Genomic DNA, 19,485 nt, shown 5'->3' with positions numbered 1-19,485 from the left:
ATGCCCTCCATGTACCTTCTGGCTTTCGTTGGCGCATGCTTCCTGGTGGCCATGGCCCCCGGCGTGAGCACCGCCGTCATCCTGCGTCAGACGCTTCGCTCCCGCGGCTCCGGCCTGGCGGCCGCGCTGGGCAACGAGACCGGCATCCTGCTGTGGGGGCTGGCCGCCGCGTTCGGGCTGTCGGCGCTGCTGATGGCCTCGCAGGTCGCCTACGACGTCATGCGCGTCACGGGCGCGGTCGTGCTGGTGGTGATGGGCGCGCAGGCGCTGTGGAACGCGCGCAGGGGCACCCCGCCGGTGGAGGTCGAGGCGGTGGCCGGGCTGCGTGGGTCCTACCTGTCGGGGCTCGGCACCTGCCTGGCCAATCCCAAGGCCGCGGTGTTCGCGATGTCGTTCCTGCCGCCGTTCGTGCCGGCCGGGCAGAACGTGCCGCTGACGCTGGCGACCCTCGCCGTCGTCTGGGTGCTGGTGGACACCGTCTGGTACGGCCTGCTCATCTGGACGGTCGCCAGGGCCAAGGACTTCCTCGGCCGCCCGGCCGTCCGGCGCCGCCTGGAACAGATCTCCGGCGTCGTGCTCATCGGCCTCGGCGTCCGCCTGGTCCTGGACGCGCGATGACCCGCTGAGCGGCGGGAGATCGTGGACTACCGTTAGGGCATGACCAACGACCTGGCGTCCCTGATGAGGCAGGCGCAGGACGACGATCCGCTGCTGGCCCTGCACGCCACCACCGCGCTGCGGCGCGAGATCGAGCGCCTGGAGGCCGTCCAGGTGCGCCGGGCCAGGGTGGCGGGCCTGCCCTGGGCGCAGATCGCCGACGCGATCGGCGTCAGCAAGCAGGCCGTGCACAAGAAGTACGGCCGCCGCTGATCACGCCTGCGTATCACGCCCGGGTCCATCGGGCGGCGAACCAGCCCAGCACGAGGTTCCAGGAGTAGCCGCGGCGGATGCGCCCGGCCACGTCCGGGGGCAGGGTGTCCAGGCCGCGGTGTTCGAGCAGCACCTGCGTGCCGTCCTCGACCGCGGTGAAGGCCACCTCGATCTCCATCCGGCCGCCCGGGTTGAGCAGGTCGGCCCAGACCAGGCGGCGGGGCGGCTCCCAGCGCACGATCCGGCCCATGTCGGCGTGGCCGCCGTCGTCCCACAGCTCGCGCAGGTAGCCGTCCTGGAAGCGGATGGCCACCGCGCGGGCGGGGTCGACCCAGCTGTGGCGGCCGCGCACGTACCACTGGTCGATCTCGTCGGTGAACATCCGGAACGCGGTCGCCGGATCGACCGGCACGACGACCGCCGCCCGCACCGCGCTCACCGCCCGCGCTCCACGTGGTCCTTGAACGAGCCGAGCTGCTCGGCCCAGAACGCCTGCACCTGGTCCAGCCACGCCTGCAGCGCCGTGAACGGCTCCTGGCGCAGGGTGTAGAGCCGCAGCCGGGCGTCGTCGCCGCCCGCCTCCGCGCGCACCAGGCCGCCGGCCCGCAACACGCGCAGGTGCCTGCTGAGCGCGGGGGCGCTCATCCGCACCGCCTGGGCCAGCTCGCCGGCCGGGCGCGGACCCTCGCGCAGCAGGTCGATCACCTTGCGCCGGGTGGGGTCGGCGAGCGCGGCCAGCGTGGCGTCCAGATCGTTAACGTCGTTGTTAATCTTTGCCTGCTTCCGTTATGGTGTTGATGCTTAACGATAGCGTCAATCATTGCGGGGAGACGTACATGAGTGTCCAGCTGGGTTACTACACCCTGTCGGTCGAGGACCTGGAGCGGGCGGTGGCCTTCTACGGGCCGCTGTTCGGCTGGGAGTTCAGGCGCGAGCACGAGCGCTACCTGCACGTCACCAACGCCGACGTTCCGATGGGCCTGCGCGCCGCCGGCCCGTCCGCGCAGCCCAACCTCTACTACCAGGTCGAGGACATCGACGCCGCCGTCGAGCGGGTGCGCGAGCTTGGCGGCACGACGGGCGAGGTGTACGAGAGCAAGTCCGGCCGCAGCTGCTCCTGCACCGACGACCAGGGCACCGAGATCAGCCTGTGGCAGCCCGCCCCCGGCTTCGCGTGACCCTCGCCGGCCTCACTGTCTAGGTAAGCTTCGCCGGTGACGACAGACGTGTGGCGCATCACCGGCCAGTCCCAGATAGACAGTTATGTCGGTAGATGGGTGGATCTGGCCGTGCTGCTGGTCAACGAACTGGCCGTCACCCAGATGCGCGGCCGTCCCGCCGGGCCGCCGGCCGACCGGCGCGCCGCCCTCGACGCCGCCTTCGTCCAGCACGGATGGACGCCCAGCAGGGCGCTGACCGGCTCCGACGCCGACCGGCTGGCCGGGGTGGCCGGCGAGCTGCGGCCCGCCTTCACCGCGAGCCCCGCCGCGCCGGCCGCGCTCAATCGCGCCCTGCTGCGGCACGGCGCCGTGCCCAACCTGCACGGCGACCCGCCGGTCCTGGCCTTCCACCGGCCCGCCGCCGGTCTGGTGGACGCGTGGGCGGCCGACACGGCCACCGCGCTGGCCATGGTGATCGGCGTGGGCCAGGGGGTGCGGCTGCGCACGTGCGAGGCGGCGGCGTGCGAGCTGGTCTTCTTCGACGCCACCCGCAACGCCTCGCGCCGGTTCTGCGGCCTGTCGTGCCAGAACCGCGCCAAGGCCAGCGCCTACCGCGCCCGCCGCCGCTCCTGATCTACAACGTAAAGGCGCTGGGCCGGCTCGACCGCCGCCGTCAGTGCACGGAGAAGCCGCCGTCGACGAAGAGCAGCTGGCCGGTGACGAACGCCGAGGCGTCCCCCGCCAGGAACACCGCCGCGCCCGCGAAGTCGCCGGGCACGCCGTTGCGGCCGGTCATGTGCCGGGCGGCCAGCTCCTCGACGCGGCCGGGGACGGCCTGGGCGGGCTCGGTGAGCGGGGTGAGCACGAATCCGGGGATGATCGTGTTGACGCAGACGCCCTGGGCCGACCACGCCTCGGCCTGCGAGCGGGTGAGACCGGCGACGGCGGCCTTGGCCGCGCCGTACACGCCGCTGTTGCCGAAGGCGCTGATGGACTGCTGGGAGCCGACGTTGATGATGCGGCCCCGCCCGCGGGCCGCCATGCGGGGGCCGAAGTGCTGGCCGAGCAGGTAGGGGGCGGTCAGGTGGACGGCGATGGTCTGCTCGTAGTCGCCGGGGGTGAGCTCGGCCATGGGCTTGCGGATGTTGTTGCCGGCGGCGTTGACCAGGATGTCGATCTCTCCGGCGGCGGCGCACAGGCGGGCCAGGTCGTCCCGGTCGTGCAGGTCGGCGCTGACGGCGGAGGCGGTGACGCCGTGGGCACGCAGCCGCTCGGCGGCCCGGTCGAGCTCGGCGGGCCTGCGGGCGGCGAGGACGACCTCGGCTCCGGCCCGGCCGATCGCCTCGGCCATGGCCAGGCCGATGCCGGAGCTGCCGCCGGTGACGAGCGCGCGGCGGCCGTGCAGGGAGAACAGGTCGCGTAGATAGTCCGACACGACCGCTCAAGGTAGCACCAGCCGCAGGAAGGCGGACGGGCGGCGTCGGTTGCCGGAACGGCGAAGGAGGGCTAGGCTCGTGAGCTCGACAATACGAGAAGCGGCTCCACAGAGCTCCCGTAAAGGAGTATAGCAGGGAATGGCTAATCGTCAAGATGGTCTCGCGGAAGCCCTTGACAGCGAGCAGCGTACGGTCCAGTGGCTGTACGCCAGGCTCGACGCGGCCAGGGAGCGGGCGCAGGCGACGCTGCGCCAGGTGTACGCCGGCGGCGGCGCGCTGGGCACCCGGCAGGCGCGGCTCGAACGCGAGGTGACGGCCTCGGAGCAGGCGCGGCGGCTGGCCCAGCTCAACGCGGTCGAGCGCGGCCTGTGCTTCGGCCGGATCGACGACACCGGCGGCGTCAGCACGTACGTCGGCCGGATCGGGCTGCGCGACGAGGACCACGAGTCGGTGCTGATCGACTGGCGGGCCCCGGCGGCGCGCCCGTTCTACGTGGCCACCGCCACCGACCCGGGCGGCCTGGTGCGGCGCCGTCACCTGCATCTGAAGGACCGCACGGTGGTCGGCATCGACGACGAGGTGTTCGACCTGGACGGCATGTCCGACGGCGACCGGCGCACCCTGGTGGGCGAGGCGGCGCTGCTGGCGGCGCTGCGGCGCGGCCGTACCGGCCGGATGGGCGACGTGGTGGCCACGATCCAGATCGAGCAGGACCGGGTGATCAGGGCGGGCCTGCAGGGGGCGCTGGTGGTGCAGGGCGGGCCGGGCACCGGCAAGACCGTCGCGGCGCTGCACCGGGCCGCCTACCTGCTCTACACCCACCGCGACACGCTGGAGCGGCGCGGGGTGCTGGTGGTGGGGCCCAACCCGATGTTCCTGCGCTACATCGGGCAGGTGCTGCCGGCGTTGGGGGAGACGCAGGTGGTGATGGCCACGGTGGGTGAGCTGTTCCCGGGGGTGCGGGCGGTGGCGGCCGATCCGCCGGCGGCCGCGGTGGTCAAGGGCGATCTGCGGATGGCCGAGGTGGTGGCCGCGGCGGTGGCCGACCGGCAGCGGGTGCCCGTGGGGGATCTGGAGGTGGAGCTCGACGGGCTGCGGCTGCGCGTGCCGCACGCGGTGTGCGTCCGGCTGCGCGAGCGGGCGCGGGCGGTGCGCCTGCCGCACAACATGGCCCGCAAGCTGTACGTCACCGAGCTGCTGAAGGAGCTGGCCAGGGCGGAGGCGCGGGCGCTGGAGGAGTCGCTGCACCTGGAGGAGCTGGCGGTAGACGACCCGGAGCTGGCCGAGCCGCTGGACCTGGAAGGCGACCTGGACGAGACGGACATCGCGCTGGCGGCCGAGCGGCTGTGGGGGGAGGAGCCGGTGCGGCGCGCGGTGGCCGAGCTGTGGCCGGAGCTGACGCCGCAGGAGCTGGTCGCCGATCTGCTGTCCGCGCCGGACACGTTGTGGTCGGTGTGCCCGCCGGGCCTGGACTGGACGCCGCTGGTGCGGCCCCGGGAGTCGCCGTGGACGGTCGGCGACGTGCCGTTGCTGGACGAGGCGGCCGAGCTGCTGGGCCACGACGACTCGGCCGAGCGGGTGGCGGCGCGGCGCGCGGGGGAGGAGTGGGCCGAGCAGGAGCTGTACGCCCGCGAGGTGCTGGAGACCACCGGCCTGCTGGAGGAGGGCGTCTTCGACCGGGCCGACGTGCTGGCCGAGCGGCAGGCCGACGACGGCGCGGGGCTGACGACGGCCGAGCGGGCGGCGGCCGACCGCACGTGGGCGTACGGGCACGTGATCGTGGACGAGGCCCAGGAGTTGTCGCCGATGGCCTGGCGGACGGTGGTGCGGCGGGTCCCGGCGCGGTCGCTGACCGTGGTGGGCGACCTGGCACAGACGGGGTCGGCGGCGGGGGCGCGCTCGTGGGCGCAGGTGCTCGACCCGTACCTGGAGGGGCGCTGGCGGGAGGAGCGGCTGCTGGTCAACTACCGCACGCCGGTGGAGATCATGCGGGTGGCGGCCGACGTGCTGGCGGCGGTGGCGCCGGGGCAGGAGCCGCCGGAGTCGGTGCGGGACGGCGGCGACGAGCCGCGCGCGGTGCGGGCGGCGGTGGCCGAGCTGCCGGCGCTGGTGGCGGCGGAGCAGGCCGAGCTGGCCGCGCGGGGTGAGGGCGGCCGGTTGGGGGTCATCACGCCCGACGGGCTGCACGCGCGGGTGGCGGCCCTGTTCCCGGGGTCGGCGGACCTGGACGCCCCGGTGGTGGTGCTGACGGTGACGCAGGCCAAGGGCCTGGAGTTCGACGGGGTGGTGGTGGTCGACCCGGCGGGGATCCTGGAGCAGTCGCCGATGGGCGGCCACGACCTGTACGTGGCGGTGACGCGGGCGACGCGGCGGCTGACGGTGGCCCACGAGGGCGAGCTGCCGTCGATGTTGTCCCGCTTGAAATCTACAGTGTAAAGCCGCTGGGCCGGTGACGTTCACCCGTAATTCACCGAAAAAGCCGCCACGATCGGGAGCGCCCCCGGCGGGTCATTCGTTGTAGAGCTTGTCCGCGACTTCGCGGATGCGGCGGGTGGCGTGGTCGAGGGCGCGCAGGGTCTCGGTGTCGAGGTGGGACATGATGCGCTTGTAGTGTCTGAGGCCCGCGTCGTTGATCTCGGCGATCAGGGTGGCGCCGGCGGGGGTGAGCTCGACCCGGCGCACCCGGCGGTCGTTGGGGTCTTCGTGCCGGCTGACCAGGCCCTGGGCGACCAGGCGGTCGACGATGCCGGTGACGGTGGCGAGGCTGACGCCGAGGGTGTGGGCGAGGTCCTGGCCCGAGGCCGAGCCGTGCGTCGACAGCTGCATGACGACGCGGAGCTGCCGGATGGTGAGGTTGGAGCTGAACAGGGGGGACTGTTGCCGGGTGAACAGTCTTCCCAGGTCGCGCTGTGTCTCGGTGATCCTGCGGATCAGGTCTTCGCGGTCGTCGCTCACGCTCACCTCTCGCTTCCTGAGAAGGTTATCAGGAAAGCTGGATCAGGCTAAATATTCGTATAAGGCAAAGTGTTAGTCTGGGGCGAACTTTGGAGGGGAGCCTATGACCGCTTTTGCCCGGTTGAGTCTGGTCAACCGCAGTCTTGTGATCTTGGTGGCGGTCGTGATCACCGCGTTCGGCGCGTTCACGATTCCGCAGTTGAAGCAGCAGCTCCTGCCGTCGTTGGCGTTCCCGGGCGCGTTCGTCATCGCGCCCTTCCCGGGCGCCTCGCCGGAGATCGTCGAAGACCAGGTGACGAAGCCGATCGAGGACTCCTTCCAGGGGATCCCCGGCATGGAGCAGATGACCTCCACGTCGAAGGAGGGCATGGCCCAGATCCAGGTGGCCTTCGAGTACGGCACCGACATCGAGGCCTCGCTGAACAAGATGCAGCAGGCCGTCGCCAGGATCACGCTCCCGCAGGGCGTCGATCCGCAGGTGGTGGCGGGCAACACCGACGACATCCCGGTGCTGGTGCTGGCGGTGGGCGACGGCGGCGACGAGCGGGCGATGGCCGACAAGCTGCGCCGGATCATGGTGCCGGAGTTGCAGAGCGTGGAGGGCGTGCGCGAGGCGGCGGTCACCGGCACCCGTGACGAGGTCGTCACGATCGAGCCGGACGTCAAGAAGATGGCGCTGGCCGGGGTGTCGGCGGCGCAGATCCCCGAGGTGCTCAAGGCGAACGGCACGCCGATCCCGGCCGGGTCGCTGACCTCCGACGGCAGGTCGCTGACCGTGCAGGTGGGGTCGCGGGTCGACTCGCTGGAGAAGCTGAAGAACCTGTACCTGACCCCCGCGCAGCCCGCTCAGCAGCAGGCCCAGACTCCGGCCCAGACGCCGGCCCAGACTCCGGGGCAGGCGCAGGGCCGTCCGCAGGCCGGGCAGCCGGCCCAGACGGGCCGGGCGGCGCTGCCGCAGCAGGTGGCGCGGCCCAAGCCGCTCAAGCCGGTCAAGCTCGGTGACGTGGCCGAGATCAAGCGCGGCCTGGCCGACGCCTCGACGATCACCCGTACCGACGGCAAGACGAGCCTCGGCGTGTCGGTGACGATGACGCCCGACGGCAACGCGGTGACGATCTCCCACGAGATCCGCGAGAAGCTGCCGGAGCTGACGCGGTCGCTGGGCGACTCCTCCGACACGCAGGTGTCGGTGGTGTTCGACCAGGCGCCGTACGTGGAGGAGTCGATCGAGAACCTGACCACCGAGGGCCTGCTGGGGCTGGCGTTCGCGGTGCTGGTCATCCTGGTGTTCCTGCTGTCGGTGCGTTCGACGCTGGTGACGGCGGTGTCGATCCCGCTGTCGGTGGTGATCGCGCTGCTGGCGCTGTGGGCGGGTGACTACTCGCTCAACATGCTGACGCTGGGCGCGCTGACGATCGCGGTGGGCCGGGTGGTCGACGACTCGATCGTGGTGCTGGAGAACGTCAAGCGCCATCTGGGTTACGGCGAGGCCAAGCTACAGGCGATCCTGACCGCGGTGCGGGAGGTGTCGGGGGCGGTGACGGCCTCGACGCTGACGACGGTGGCGGTGTTCGCGCCGATCGCGATCGTGGGCGGCATGGTCGGTGAGTTGTTCCGGCCGTTCGCGGTGACGGTGGCGGTGGCGTTGCTGGCCTCGCTGGTGGTGTCGCTGACGGTGGTGCCGGTGCTGGCGTACTGGTTCCTCAAGGCGCCGTCGTTGTCGCCGGAGCAGGCGCGGGCCCAGCGTGAGGAGGCCGAGGCCAAGGAGCTGCGCAGTCCGTTGCAGCGGGCGTACCTGCCGGTGCTGCGGTTCGCCACGCGGTTCAAGCTGGTGACGGTGCTCATCGGGGTGGCGGTGTTCGTCGGGACGATGGGCCTGGCGGGCGGTCTGCGGACGAACTTCCTGGACTCCTCCGGGCAGAACACGATCTCGCTGACGCAGAAGATGCCGGTCGGCACCGATCTGGCCACCACGGACCAGGCCGCCAAGAAGGTCGAGGGCGTGCTGTCGGGGCTGGCCGGGGTGGAGACGTACCAGGTCAACGTGGGTGGCGGCAACGCCATGCAGGGCGGCGTGGGCGGTGGCGCGGACCGGGCGTCGTTCTCGGTGACGGTCAAGGACGGCGCCGAGCCGGCGACGGTGGAGCAGCAGCTCCGCGAGAAGATCACGGGCCTGTCCGGGGTCGGTGAGGTGACGGTCGGCGGCGCCGGCGGGGGCGGGTTCTCCTCCGACACGGTGAGTGTGATCGTGCAGGCGCCCGACGCCGAGTCGCTGCGCACGGCGACCGAGGCGGTCAAGGGTGCGATGGGCCAGGTGAAGGGTCTGCGTGACCTGTCGTCGAACCTGGAGGCCAGCGCGCCGCGCATCGAGGTCGCGGTGGACCGGGAGAAGGCGGCGGCCAAGGGGCTGTCGGAGGGGCAGGTCGGCCAGGCGGTGGCGCAGGCGTTCCGCGGCGCGCCGCTGGGCCAGATCACCCTGGACGGCCGCAGCAGTGACCTGGTGTTGCGCGGGGGCGATGCGCCCGAGGACGTCAAGGCGATCGAGGACCTGAAGCTGCCGACGGCGGCGGGGCTGGTGAAGTTGTCGTCGGTGGCCAAGGTGGAGCAGGTGGCCGGTCCGACGCAGGTGACCAGGATCGACGGTGAGCGTTCCGCGACGGTGTCGGGCAAGGTGGAGGCGTCGGACCTGGGCACGGTCACGCAGGAGCTGACGACGAAGATGAAGTCGGTGGCGCTGGGCGCCGGCGCCCGGTACGAGATCGGCGGCGCCTCGGCCGAGCAGGCGGACGCGTTCTCCGACCTGGGCATGGCGATGCTGGCGGCGATCGCGATCGTGTTCATGATCATGGTGGCGACGTTCCGGAGCTTCGTCCAGCCGCTGATCCTGCTGGTGTCGATCCCGTTCGCGGCGACCGGCGCGGTGGGTCTGCTGGTGGCGACCGACACGGCGATGGGCGTGCCGGCGCTGATCGGCATGCTGATGCTGATCGGCATCGTGGTGACGAACGCGATCGTGCTGATCGACCTGATCAACCAGTACCGGGATCAGGGGCTGGGCGTGGTGGAGGCGGTGATCGAGGGCGGCCGGCGCAGGTTGCGGCCGATCCTGATGACGGCGGTGGCCACGATCTGCGCGCTGACGCCGATGGCGCTGGGGGTGACCGGGTCGGGCGGGTTCATCTCGCAGCCGCTGGCGATCGTGGTGATCGGCGGCCTGGTGTCCTCGACGCTGCTGACGCTGGTGCTGGTCCCGACGTTGTACACGGTGGTGGAGCGGGCCAAGGAGCGGATGGGGCGCAAGCCGTCCGCGCCCAAGCACGAGGCCAAGGTGCTCACGCCGACGTCGTGAGCGGAGCACCCCGGCGCCGACCTCATGCGGCGCCGGGGCCGGGCGGGGTCATGGATGCCCGGCGCGAGGTTTCTCACCTCGCGCCGGGCATCCGGCCGTTCGGGGTGCCTCACCGGGGCGGGCGCCTCACACGTCGTTGAAGGAGGCGCTCTGGTCGAACAGTGTGCGGAAGGGGGCGAGGCTCTCGAAGATGACCGCGCGGGTGGTGACCTGCGCGCCGCCGACCGCCCATTGCGAGCCGATGACGTAGCGGTGGTTGACGGCGATGTTGGCGCAGCCGGTGAGGTCGAGGTATCCCATCGGCTGGCCGGATGAGGTGGCGTGGCCTTCGCCTCTGCAGCCGTTGCCGGTCTGTCCCTTGGCGATGACGTACATGTCGGAGATCAGGTCGAGCCCGTTCTTGCTGGCGCAGAGCCGGATGGTCCAGCCGTTCTGCGACCTGTCGGCGCAGCCGCCGGCGGCGTGCGCGGGGGTCGTGGCGCCGGCCACGAGGGAGGCGCTCATCAGGAGCGCGCTGAGCATTGCTGCCGCCCGGCGGAGGGGATTGCGGCGGTCGCGGTGTGTTCCGTCGGCAGGGGGCATGCGCCGTTCCTTTCGTTGCGGGAATTCGGTGTTTCTGGCGCGGGGCCAGGTGCTTCATATGTAATTTCGGTGGTCCGCGGGCGGCAACGTGTTCATTTGGTCCACAGCGGGCTGGGCTGTGGTGGTTATGGGGGACGCGGGCACCACAGTGTGCCTTGGCGGGCCGGTTTGCCGGCGTGATCGCCCTGCCACTCCGCGTGTTGTGAGAATGAGAATTACCAGTAATTTGGCCAGGTATATCGCGTCGGAGAAGGCGGCCGTTACAGATTTTATGTTTATCTTATTGTGATCCCGGCTCTTGTTGCCTGGCGATCTTGACCGCAGGTAAACCTTGTTTGCTAATCCAACTCGTCACAGATTGTGAGTGTTAGTGAACAAGTTAGTCAGCGTGGCAATGGTGAGTGGGAAGCCGCCCCGGCGCCTCGCCGTCGCCGCGACGCTCGCGGTGGCGGCGTCGCTGCTGGTGGCCGGCGCCACGGTGGCGTCGGCCGATCCCGAACCGGCTCCGGCCGCGACCCCCGCTCCTGCGTCGATGACGACCTTCCCCAAGCCGGAGGACCCGGACGCGCCGCTGCGTGCGGCCGTGGATCAGGCGCGCAAGTCCGGGCAGCCGGTGCCGGTGGAGGCGGCCTTCACCGAGGCCGCCCGCGTGTGGGCCTTCCCCGACGCCCACCTGACCACCCAGACCTACGGCGGGCCGGTGCAGCTCAAGCAGGCCGACGGCAGCTGGGGCCGGATCGACACCAGCCTGGTGGAGCGGGACGGCGTTCTGAAGCCGAAGCTGGCCAAGGCCGATGTGAGCTTCTCGCTGGGGGGCGATGGCCCCTTCGTCTCGCTGACACGTGACGAGAAGCGGCGTGTCGCCCTGGCCTGGGGTGCGCCGCTGCCGCGCCCGGAGATCACCGGCAACGTCGCCCGGTACGTCGACGCTGCGGGGCCCGGCGCCGACCTCGTCGCCACGGCGCTGCCCACCGGCTTCCAGCACGACGTCGTCCTGCGCGAGCGGCCTGTGAAACCGGTGGAGTTCCGGCTCCCCGTACAAGCCGACGGCTTGACGCTCTCCCTGACCAAGGTCGGCGGGCTCGCGCTGAAGGACGGCAAGGGCAAGACGGCGCTGTCGGCGCCCGCGCCGCGCATGTGGGACGCCGCCGCAGCCGACCCCGCCGACCACCGGCCCGGCCGCGAGGCCAGGATCAAGACGAGCGTGGAGACCAAGGACGGCCGGACCGTCCTGGTGCTGAAGCCGGACCCGGCTTGGCTGGCCGACCCGGCCACCCGGTACCCGGTGACCGTTGATCCAACCACCACTCTGGGCGTCACCCAGGAGGTGGGGATCATGTCCCCGAACTCGCAGATCTCCCCGGGCAGGGTCGGCCGCCAGAACTACCGGTACTGCACCGGGACGTGGCCCAACCAGACCTGCGCCGACAGCGCCGAAGCTGGCCAAGGCCGATGTGAGCTTCTCGCTGGGGGGCGATGGCCCCTTCGTCTCGCTGACACGTGACGAGAAGCGGCGTGTCGCCCTGGCCTGGGGTGCGCCGCTGCCGCGCCCGGAGATCACCGGCAACGTCGCCCGGTACGTCGACGCTGCGGGGCCCGGCGCCGACCTCGTCGCCACGGCGCTGCCCACCGGCTTCCAGCACGACGTCGTCCTGCGCGAGCGGCCTGTGAAACCGGTGGAGTTCCGGCTCCCCGTACAAGCCGACGGCTTGACGCTCTCCCTGACCAAGGTCGGCGGGCTCGCGCTGAAGGACGGCAAGGGCAAGACGGCGCTGTCGGCGCCCGCGCCGCGCATGTGGGACGCCGCCGCAGCCGACCCCGCCGACCACCGGCCCGGCCGCGAGGCCAGGGTCAAGACGAGCGTGGAGACCAAGGATGGCCGGACCGTCCTGGTGCTGAAGCCGGACGCGGCGTGGCTGGCCGACCCGGCCACCCGGTACCCGGTGACCGTTGATCCCACCACCACTCTGGGCGTCACCCAGGAGGTGGGGATCATGTCCCCGAACTCGCAGATCGCCCCGGGCAGGGTCGGCCGCCAGAACTACCGGTACTGCACCGGGACGTGGCCCAACCAGACCTGCGCCGACAGGCCGGAGACGCTGCGGGCGCTGATGGCCTTCGACACCACGTCGATCGCCAACCGGAACGTGCTCAAGGCCACCATGCAGCTGACCTTGATCACAAACGCCGCCTCCTGCCTGGTCGACTACCAGTCGATCTTCGCGCACCGGATCACCGAAGCCTGGGTGGCCGACGACACGTTCTGGAGCAGGCAGCCCGCCACCACTCCCGACGGTCGCGCCTCGATCAATCCCTGCATCCAGCCGCAGGCCGCCGGCGCGGTGTGGAGCTGGGACCTGACCGCGATGGCCCAGGCATGGGCCGGCGGCACCCCCAACCACGGGCTGATGCTGCAACTGGGCACCGAGACCACGCCCCCCTCCAACGTCAGCGAGGAGTTCGACTTCTGGACCCAGGCGCATGGCCAGAACGTGCCCAAGCTGAGCGTGGATTGGGTGCTGCCGCCGGAGATCCCGACTGTGGCCGCCGAATCCATCGACTCGTTGAGCGGCAATGACGCCATCGCCCGCTCCACGGCGGTCAAGGTCACCTACAAGTCCAGCGTGCCCGAGGCCACCCCGCTCGACTACACCGTCAGCGTCAACGACTCCACCATGGCGCCGCCGCCCGCCCAGCTCCCCACCGGCGAGGCGGGCTACTGGAAGCTGGACGAGACGTCCGGAGCCGGCGCGGCCGACGCCTCCGGCCACAACCTGAACGCCCCCCTGACCGGCGCCTACAGCCGCGTCCCGGGGCAGGTCGGCCAGGCTCTCAAGCTGTCCGGCGGAACCGGCTCCACCGCCGGGCCGGTGCTCAACACCGACCAGAGCTACACGGTGACGGCCTGGGTCAGGCTGGAGGACAGCGCCGACGACCAGGTGGTCTTCTCCCAGCAGGGCGTCAACCAGCCCGCCTTCACCCTGGCCTACGCCCGCTCCACGGTGCCCGAGGTGGATCAGCGGTGGGTGCTCACCATGGTCACCCAGGACATCCCTGACCGGATCTACGAACAGTGGGCGGTCTCCAAGAACATCGCCCGGGTCGGCCGATGGAGCCATGTGGCCGTCCAGTACGACCAGACGGCTCACAAGATCCGGCTGTTCGTCGACGGCGAGCTGGCCGACGAGCGCGATCACACCGCGAACTGGAACGCCCGCGGCGCCTTCCAGTTCGGCAAGGGGCAGATCGCCGGCAGTCACACGCCCTTCACCGGCGCGATCGACGACGTTCACGCCTACCAGCGGGTCCTGTCGCCGGCCGACCTGCGCACGATGGTCACCGCTCCGGGAACGACGACGAACAACGGCGTGCCGGCCGGTCAGACGCCGGAGAGGATCTTCTCGCTGGACAATCCGGCCAGCTTCAAGTTCGTGGTCAAGGCGTGCCGGACCGGGGTGACGCCGCCGTCCTGCAACGAGAGCCCGGCCTACCGCATCACCTCCGACGCGGCGACGCTGCCCACCGACACCGAGACCGGCATGGCCGACCCGGTCCAGCCGATCCTGTCCGGCATGGTCAACCGCCCCTCCGGCGGGCCGGTGACCGCCAAGTACTACCTGTACGACAACGCCGGAACCCCGGTCGGGTCGGCTCCGCTCGGGACCCGGAACGTCAATGGCGGCGAACGCGCCTCCTTCCAGATCCCGGCCAACACGGTCCAGCCCGGCACCACCTACAAGTGGCAGATGGTGGCCTGCGCCGTCGGCCAGGGCGGCACCACGACGCCGGGCAACACGCCGGCCCCCACGCCCACACCGACGCCGACCCCCACGCCGCTTCCCCAGGGGCTCGTGGCGGCCTACGGCATGAACGAGGGCGCCGGCACGAGCGTCGGCGACGTCTCCGGCAAGAACAACACCGGATCCGCCCAGAACACGACCTGGACCACCGGCAAGTACGGCAAGGCGCTGTCCTTCAACGGCACGTCCAGCAAGGTCTCCGTCCCGCACAACGCCGGCCTGGTGCTGCCGCGGGGCATGACCATGTCCGCATGGGTCAACCCCACCAGCGTGAGCGGTTGGCGCAGTGTCGCCTTCAAGGACTACACGGCCGGCGTCGGCTACGGCCTGTACGCCTCCAACGGCACGGCCCCCAGCAGCTGGCTGCGCTCCGGCGGCGTCCACCAGCAGGTCGACGGCACGGCGGCGCTCCCCACCGGCACCTGGTCCCACCTGGCGGTCACCCACGACGGCACCACCGCCCGCCTGTACGTCAACGGGCAACAGGTCGCGCAGAAGGCCGTCGGCGCTCTGGAGGACTCCGGCGGCGCCCTGCAGATCGGCGCCAACACCAACTGGGGCGAGTACTTCGGCGGCGTGATCGACGAACTGCGCATCTACAGCCGCGCGCAGACCGCCGCCGAGATCCAGGCGGACATGCAGGCCCCGGTCGGCGCGACCCCGACCCCGTCGCCCACCCCCACCCCGACGACCACACCGACCACCCCGACGACGCCGACCACCCCGATGCTCGAAGAGGTCTGCACCCCCAAGACCGCCCCGGTCTCCTTCACCACCCCGGGCACGCCCCCGCCGCCGCCGGTGGAGGACGTCCGGCACCTGACCCTGGGCAAGGACAACTTCGTCATCAAGACCGCCAAGACCGACCCGACCGCCTGCGCCGGCTCGTCGTGTCCGCTGGTCGACTCAGATGCCCTCCAGGTAGGAGGTGTCGCCCAGGACAAGGTCGCCTCAGTCATCGGCGTGCGGCTGGATGAGGTGCCCGACGGAGCCAGCTTCATCGAGGCCATCTTCAAACCCGGAAGTGCCTTGTGTGGCGGAGCTGCATGCCCAGACGGCGTGGTTCTGAAAGTCTCCGGCTTGAACAACAGCGTGACGCAGGACAGCAAAGGTTCGGATCTGGCCGCTGATGTGGATGCGGCCGATGTCAACGATCTGCCGTTGTCTGTCGGCCAGGTCGATCTGAAAGACAGTACGGCGATGTGGTACCTGGTGACCACAGAGCACGAGCAGCCGGTCACTCTGGGGGGCCCGAGCGCTGCTGAGCAGCTCAGCCTCGCACTGACCTACATCTTGCCCGGTCCGCCGTCGAAGGTCCTGAACCTCAACGCATCCGCCGGCGACAAGGGCTTGGTCGCCAGCTGGGGCCTGCCGGAAGACACCGGCGGTCTGGTGCTGCTGGACGGCTACGACGTGGAGGTCGTCGATGGTGCCGGACAGGTGGTGAGCAGCTGGGAAACCGATCAGCCGTCGATAGCGGTCGGGCAGCTGGTCAACGGCACCGCCTACACCGTTCGGGTACGCGCAAGGACGAAGTACGGCGTGGGTGCATGGGAAGCAGTCACCGTCACTCCGAAGCCGGTACCGCCCCCTCCCGCGCCCGGTGGTGGCGGGAACGATCGATGCCTGGACCGGCCGGCCGCAACCGGGCAGGCGGCAATCGACGACTCAGCCGCCTCGTCAGTTGCTGCCTACAAGCAGAGCATCAGTGACTACTTCAAGGCGCAGGACGCCGTGCTGGAGGGGCAGGCGGCCACGGTCTTCGAGGCGCCCGGAGTCGTGGCGAGTCATCCCATGACAGCCAAGCTGTCTTTGCTCAACCCGGTGCTGGTGGCAGAGAAGGAGCAGCTCGACAAGGGTGGGATCACAAGGTCGGATTCGGTGGTCGAGGTGTTCAACGTCGTTCCCCAGGCCATGCCGGATGGCACCGTGCAGGTGACGGCCTCCATCAAGCGTTCCTGGAAGGAGACGGCCTCTCCGTCGCCTTCGGCTGCCACGAAGGCCGGCGCCGGGCAGGTCGAACCGAGCCAAGCGACCATCAGTATCTTCGTCTTCGGGTGCGAGGGCGGCATCATCGATGTCGCGCTCCCCGACGATGCCAACCAGGACGGCAGCGACTTCGACGACGCCGGCAGCTGCGGCAACACGATCGAGGGCAGTGCGACCAATCGCGCGGCGGCCACCCCTCATTGCGGGGAAAGCGACGATGCGGGTTACGCCTCCTCGTGCGGCATCCAAGTCCCCGGAGGAGTTCGAGGGGATAAACCAGAAGAATATCGCGTCAAAGACTTTACTCGCATGACCTGTAAGATCCATGAACCTCTGGGCGCGAAGGGCTGGTACTGGGACAACACGGTGCGGGCCCAGTGGGATCGCAGCCAGGAAACGGACATCTACGATGAGGATGAAATATGGCGGCTCGATGATGTCGTAACATCGCTCACCTTCACCTCGAAAAGCAAGAAATATGGCCCGGCTTCGGCCTTCGGCAAAGTCCTCACCGGCTGGAGCAAGGATGCCGCCAAGCCGTCAGAGAACTCGCCGAACACGAAGGTCTTCATGAAGAGCCACGCGTGTTTCGTTCATGACAGCACCTCTTGGTCCCCCAGCCTGGACATCAGTGGCGGCTTCGACGGCAAGCCGAGCGTGACAGGAGGGATCAGCCTGGAGGTTCAGCATGCAAAAGAAGACGACTGCGTAGGGACGGATGTCGCTGACGACATGATCGACCTCAGCGAAAAGCGAACCTACGTTTCCGCCATACCGCCGATACGGTCGAAGTGCAAAGAAGGCGCGCTGAGCACCTGTACGATCAATCAGTACGAACAGCAGCTCACCAACGTGGTGACGGTCAACTTCACCTGGACAGTAAAGGCTGGCAGAGGGAAGAAGGACAGAGCGAACTATCACTACCAGCCATGGACCCATGATCTCTATTGGCTCGTGAACCGTGAGATCGACACGGATCTCCTCGGTAACACCACGGAGTGGTCGAGGCTGATGGAATGCAGCGTCACCTCCACCAGGCGAAAGCACTTCCCAAACCAGAAGCTCTAGCAACACGAGCTTGATCGAATGGCCATCCGGGCTTCGACTCGAAGCTTGGATGGCCATTCGTCAGCATCCAGGATACGTATCTTGAGAGAGGTGTGACCGGCGGATGGCCACACGCGCAAATCGACGGACAGCTGTCTTTGCAGCCATGATATGCGCGGCATTCTCGGGGCTTGTCTGGGGCCTCTGGCCTGGGCCCTGGGGGTGCGATGGCAGCTTCGATCAGACCAAGTTCACTCTGGACGGGGCGGCGAAGGTGACCAATCCTGCCTATCATGTTCGCGAGTCGGGAGATTATTCGATGACATCCTGTCGTGCGAGCGTGGGGGTGCTGGACAAGGTGAGAAAGGTTCGCTTCCGCCTGCAGCCGCTCGGCTATGACGCGCGCAAGTCATGGTTGTACGACACTGCCGAATTCGAGCTCAGGCTGGACGGTTCGATTGTTTCTCCTCGTCTTGAAGAGACGTATCTGTCAAGCATCATCTCGAATCCAGCAACTTTCCGAGAGACGTCTACGAAGACCGTCCTGGCGATACTCGAAGCGCAGCCTGCACCTAAATATGACATGGTGGTGGGTTTCAAGAGGGGTATCCCCTGGAACAGATATGCAGACTTCGTAAAAGACAACACTTTCGACGGCAAGCTGAATGCGGCAGACGTGGTGTTCTTCAGCCCTTTCGAGGCAGAGCCGGAAGGGGACGGTCTTCTTCGGCGGAAGGCAAGCCCGGTCGGATGGGATTGGAGCCCCGAGATCAGGAGACTCATGGGGCAGCCCGGTGACCTTGAAGGTAATCAGCTGGAGGAGTTCCGATATTGGGTGTCCAGGCTCGATCAGGACGCCGACCCGCTGCTGCGCCGCGTCGGACTTGGCCTCGACGATCTCCGGCAGAGGGCGAGCCAGGGACTCGTATACGGCTACATTGACGTGGCATCGGGCAAGAACCAAAAAAGGATGTTGCATAGCCCACTGATCGCCTGGGTCCGAATCGTCAATGTCGATGCACGTAGACAATGATCAACATGTCGGCATCACGGACATCGATCCCTCCACGCAGCCGGCGCGAACCTATCAGGCAGACCCAGCAGCGTCGGACCTCAGTGAAGTCGAGGTCGCAGCCGTGCCAGGAACGGGAAGTCACGGCCTTGAGGCGGGCAGGAATCAGACGCCATATGGTCGAACCGACCTCATGCATGGCTCGGCAGGGGATGTGCGTTGCGGCTCACTGACCTCTTTTCATCCTCGGGCGACTTCGTAGTTCTGCAGAAGAGCGATGGCCTTGCAGAGGTGCCCGGCTTTGAGTGGGCAGCAGCGGAGCTTCCGCAGGATGCGCCCGGTCTTGAGCTGGGCGTTGGCGCGTTCGCCTGGACCGCGAAGGCGGGCGTGTGATCGGTTGGCACGCTTCTGAGAGGCGGGCTTATCTCTGCCCTTGTAGGGCGTGATGACCGGACCACCGGCACCCTGGTAGCCCTTGTCCGCCAAGACAACGATCCCGGCCCGTTCCAGTTCCCTCAGGATGCCCCAGATCCGGGCAGCGCTGAGATCGTGCGCCTTGCCCGGCAGTGCCCCTGAGGTCCACAGGATCGCCCCGTCCGGTGCGGCGATCACCTGGATGTTCATCCCGTGCACGCGGTGCTTGCCGGAGAAGTACGGGCGGTCGGCGGCGACCCGGTCGGTGCGGATCAGCGTGCCGTCCAGCACCAGGTAGTGCACCCCATCGCGGCGGGCCTTGCGCAGCGCCTGCCCGATCTTGGGCGAACGCGCCGACAGCAGCATCACGGTCTCCTCCACATACCGCCAGGCGGTCGCGGTGGAGACACCGAACCCGGCCCCCAGCTCGGTGAACGTCTCCCCCTCGCGCAGGTGAACCAGCACCAGCAGGGCCTGCTGTCCCGGGTTGAGCAGCCGCCAGGCCGACTTGATCGCCTTACGATGCCGGCGGATCACTCCGGCGACGTAGTTCAGCGTTGAACGCGACAAATCGACGGCGGCACGATAAAACAGCATCCGAGGCCCCTGGTTGTGACGGATCTGGTTGTGGTGATCAATCCATCTACCAGGGGTTTCTTACGTCGTCAGGCGATCGACAAGCTCGCGATCAGGCTGTGACCAGCGCCCTGCCGCCAGGGGATGAAAAGCCTCACTGCTCGCGTCATGTTCAGCGGCCTAGAGCATACACAAATGCGCGCACAAAACGTCGTTGCGCATCTATCGGCCCCTCTCCCGGTCGTCAGCCGGCGTGGCGAGTTCATGCGTACCAACGAGACGGGCCCGCAGGTGG

Annotated in this window: 15 protein-coding genes; 9 read left to right on the top strand and 6 right to left on the bottom strand. The window is 69.2% G+C overall.

Annotation, left to right across the window (positions count from 1 at the left end):
• Positions 1-9: 9 nt before the first annotated feature.
• Together ABT158_RS04210 and ABT158_RS04205 are read left to right on the top strand one after the other, a co-directional pair.
• Positions 10-618 (top strand): LysE family translocator, encoded by a 609-nt coding sequence (locus ABT158_RS04210; RefSeq protein ID WP_352350713.1) that lies wholly within the window; start codon positions 10-12, stop codon positions 616-618.
• A 39-nt stretch (positions 619-657) separates the two neighbouring features.
• The gene (locus tag ABT158_RS04205; protein WP_352328267.1) at positions 658-870 is read left to right on the top strand and encodes a hypothetical protein; all 213 of its coding nucleotides are present in this window, start codon (positions 658-660) and stop codon (positions 868-870) included.
• 13 nt (positions 871-883) lie between these two features.
• Here ABT158_RS04205 and ABT158_RS04200 read toward each other — a convergent pair whose 3' ends face one another.
• The gene (locus tag ABT158_RS04200) at positions 884-1,309 is read right to left on the bottom strand and encodes an SRPBCC domain-containing protein (protein WP_352350711.1); all 426 of its coding nucleotides are present in this window, start codon (positions 1,307-1,309) and stop codon (positions 884-886) included.
• Positions 1,306-1,608 (bottom strand): ArsR/SmtB family transcription factor, encoded by a 303-nt coding sequence (locus ABT158_RS04195; RefSeq protein ID WP_352351774.1) that lies wholly within the window; start codon positions 1,606-1,608, stop codon positions 1,306-1,308. The genes ABT158_RS04200 and ABT158_RS04195 overlap by 4 nt, the downstream gene beginning before the upstream one ends.
• Before the next feature lie 98 nt (positions 1,609-1,706).
• On the opposite strand from ABT158_RS04195, the gene ABT158_RS04190 reads away from it, so the two are divergent.
• Complete coding sequence (locus ABT158_RS04190) at positions 1,707-2,048, top strand: VOC family protein (protein ID WP_352350709.1); 342 nt, start codon at positions 1,707-1,709, stop codon at positions 2,046-2,048.
• Positions 2,049-2,084: 36 nt separating this feature from the next.
• Complete coding sequence (locus tag ABT158_RS04185; protein WP_352350707.1) at positions 2,085-2,663, top strand: CGNR zinc finger domain-containing protein; 579 nt, start codon at positions 2,085-2,087, stop codon at positions 2,661-2,663.
• 40 nt (positions 2,664-2,703) lie between these two features.
• On the opposite strand, the gene ABT158_RS04180 is transcribed toward ABT158_RS04185, so the two are convergent.
• Positions 2,704-3,465, bottom strand: a complete 762-nt coding sequence (locus ABT158_RS04180; protein ID WP_352350705.1) for an SDR family NAD(P)-dependent oxidoreductase — start codon at positions 3,463-3,465, stop codon at positions 2,704-2,706.
• Between the two features lie 139 nt (positions 3,466-3,604).
• Here ABT158_RS04180 and ABT158_RS04175 point away from each other — a divergent pair, with 139 nt between their 5' ends.
• Positions 3,605-5,902, top strand: a complete 2,298-nt coding sequence (locus tag ABT158_RS04175) for a HelD family protein (protein WP_352350703.1) — start codon at positions 3,605-3,607, stop codon at positions 5,900-5,902.
• 72 nt (positions 5,903-5,974) lie between these two features.
• On the opposite strand, the gene ABT158_RS04170 is transcribed toward ABT158_RS04175, so the two are convergent.
• Positions 5,975-6,421, bottom strand: a complete 447-nt coding sequence (locus ABT158_RS04170; protein ID WP_352350701.1) for a MarR family winged helix-turn-helix transcriptional regulator — start codon at positions 6,419-6,421, stop codon at positions 5,975-5,977.
• Positions 6,422-6,524: 103 nt separating this feature from the next.
• Here ABT158_RS04170 and ABT158_RS04165 point away from each other — a divergent pair, with 103 nt between their 5' ends.
• Complete coding sequence (locus tag ABT158_RS04165) at positions 6,525-9,770, top strand: efflux RND transporter permease subunit (RefSeq protein WP_352350699.1); 3,246 nt, start codon at positions 6,525-6,527, stop codon at positions 9,768-9,770.
• Between the two features lie 126 nt (positions 9,771-9,896).
• Here ABT158_RS04165 and ABT158_RS04160 read toward each other — a convergent pair whose 3' ends face one another.
• Entirely contained in the window at positions 9,897-10,274 is a 378-nt protein-coding gene (locus ABT158_RS04160; RefSeq protein ID WP_352350697.1) for a hypothetical protein, read from the bottom strand.
• A 466-nt stretch (positions 10,275-10,740) separates the two neighbouring features.
• Between ABT158_RS04160 and ABT158_RS04155 the strand changes: the two genes are divergently transcribed.
• The 3 genes from ABT158_RS04155 (at position 10,741) to ABT158_RS04145 (ending at position 18,221) form a co-directional block, all read left to right on the top strand.
• The gene (locus tag ABT158_RS04155; RefSeq protein WP_352350695.1) at positions 10,741-11,856 is read left to right on the top strand and encodes a hypothetical protein; all 1,116 of its coding nucleotides are present in this window, start codon (positions 10,741-10,743) and stop codon (positions 11,854-11,856) included.
• Positions 11,807-17,209: a LamG-like jellyroll fold domain-containing protein gene (locus ABT158_RS04150; protein WP_352350693.1), complete on the top strand. Its 5,403-nt coding sequence runs from the start codon at positions 11,807-11,809 to the stop codon at positions 17,207-17,209. Before ABT158_RS04155 ends, ABT158_RS04150 begins: the two co-directional genes overlap by 50 nt.
• A 319-nt stretch (positions 17,210-17,528) precedes the next feature.
• Positions 17,529-18,221: a hypothetical protein gene (locus ABT158_RS04145; protein ID WP_352350691.1), complete on the top strand. Its 693-nt coding sequence runs from the start codon at positions 17,529-17,531 to the stop codon at positions 18,219-18,221.
• 219 nt (positions 18,222-18,440) lie between these two features.
• On the opposite strand, the gene ABT158_RS04140 is transcribed toward ABT158_RS04145, so the two are convergent.
• Positions 18,441-19,211, bottom strand: a complete 771-nt coding sequence (locus tag ABT158_RS04140) for a transposase family protein (RefSeq protein ID WP_352350689.1) — start codon at positions 19,209-19,211, stop codon at positions 18,441-18,443.
• Between the last annotated feature and the right edge of the window lie 274 nt (positions 19,212-19,485).

The sequence above is a fragment of the Nonomuraea sp. NPDC001636 genome, from assembly GCF_040298265.1.
GTDB lineage: Bacteria > Actinomycetota > Actinomycetes > Streptosporangiales > Streptosporangiaceae > Nonomuraea.
The sequence above is the reverse complement of the archived record's forward strand: the minus strand, read 5'-3'. Positions and strand labels throughout refer to the sequence as shown.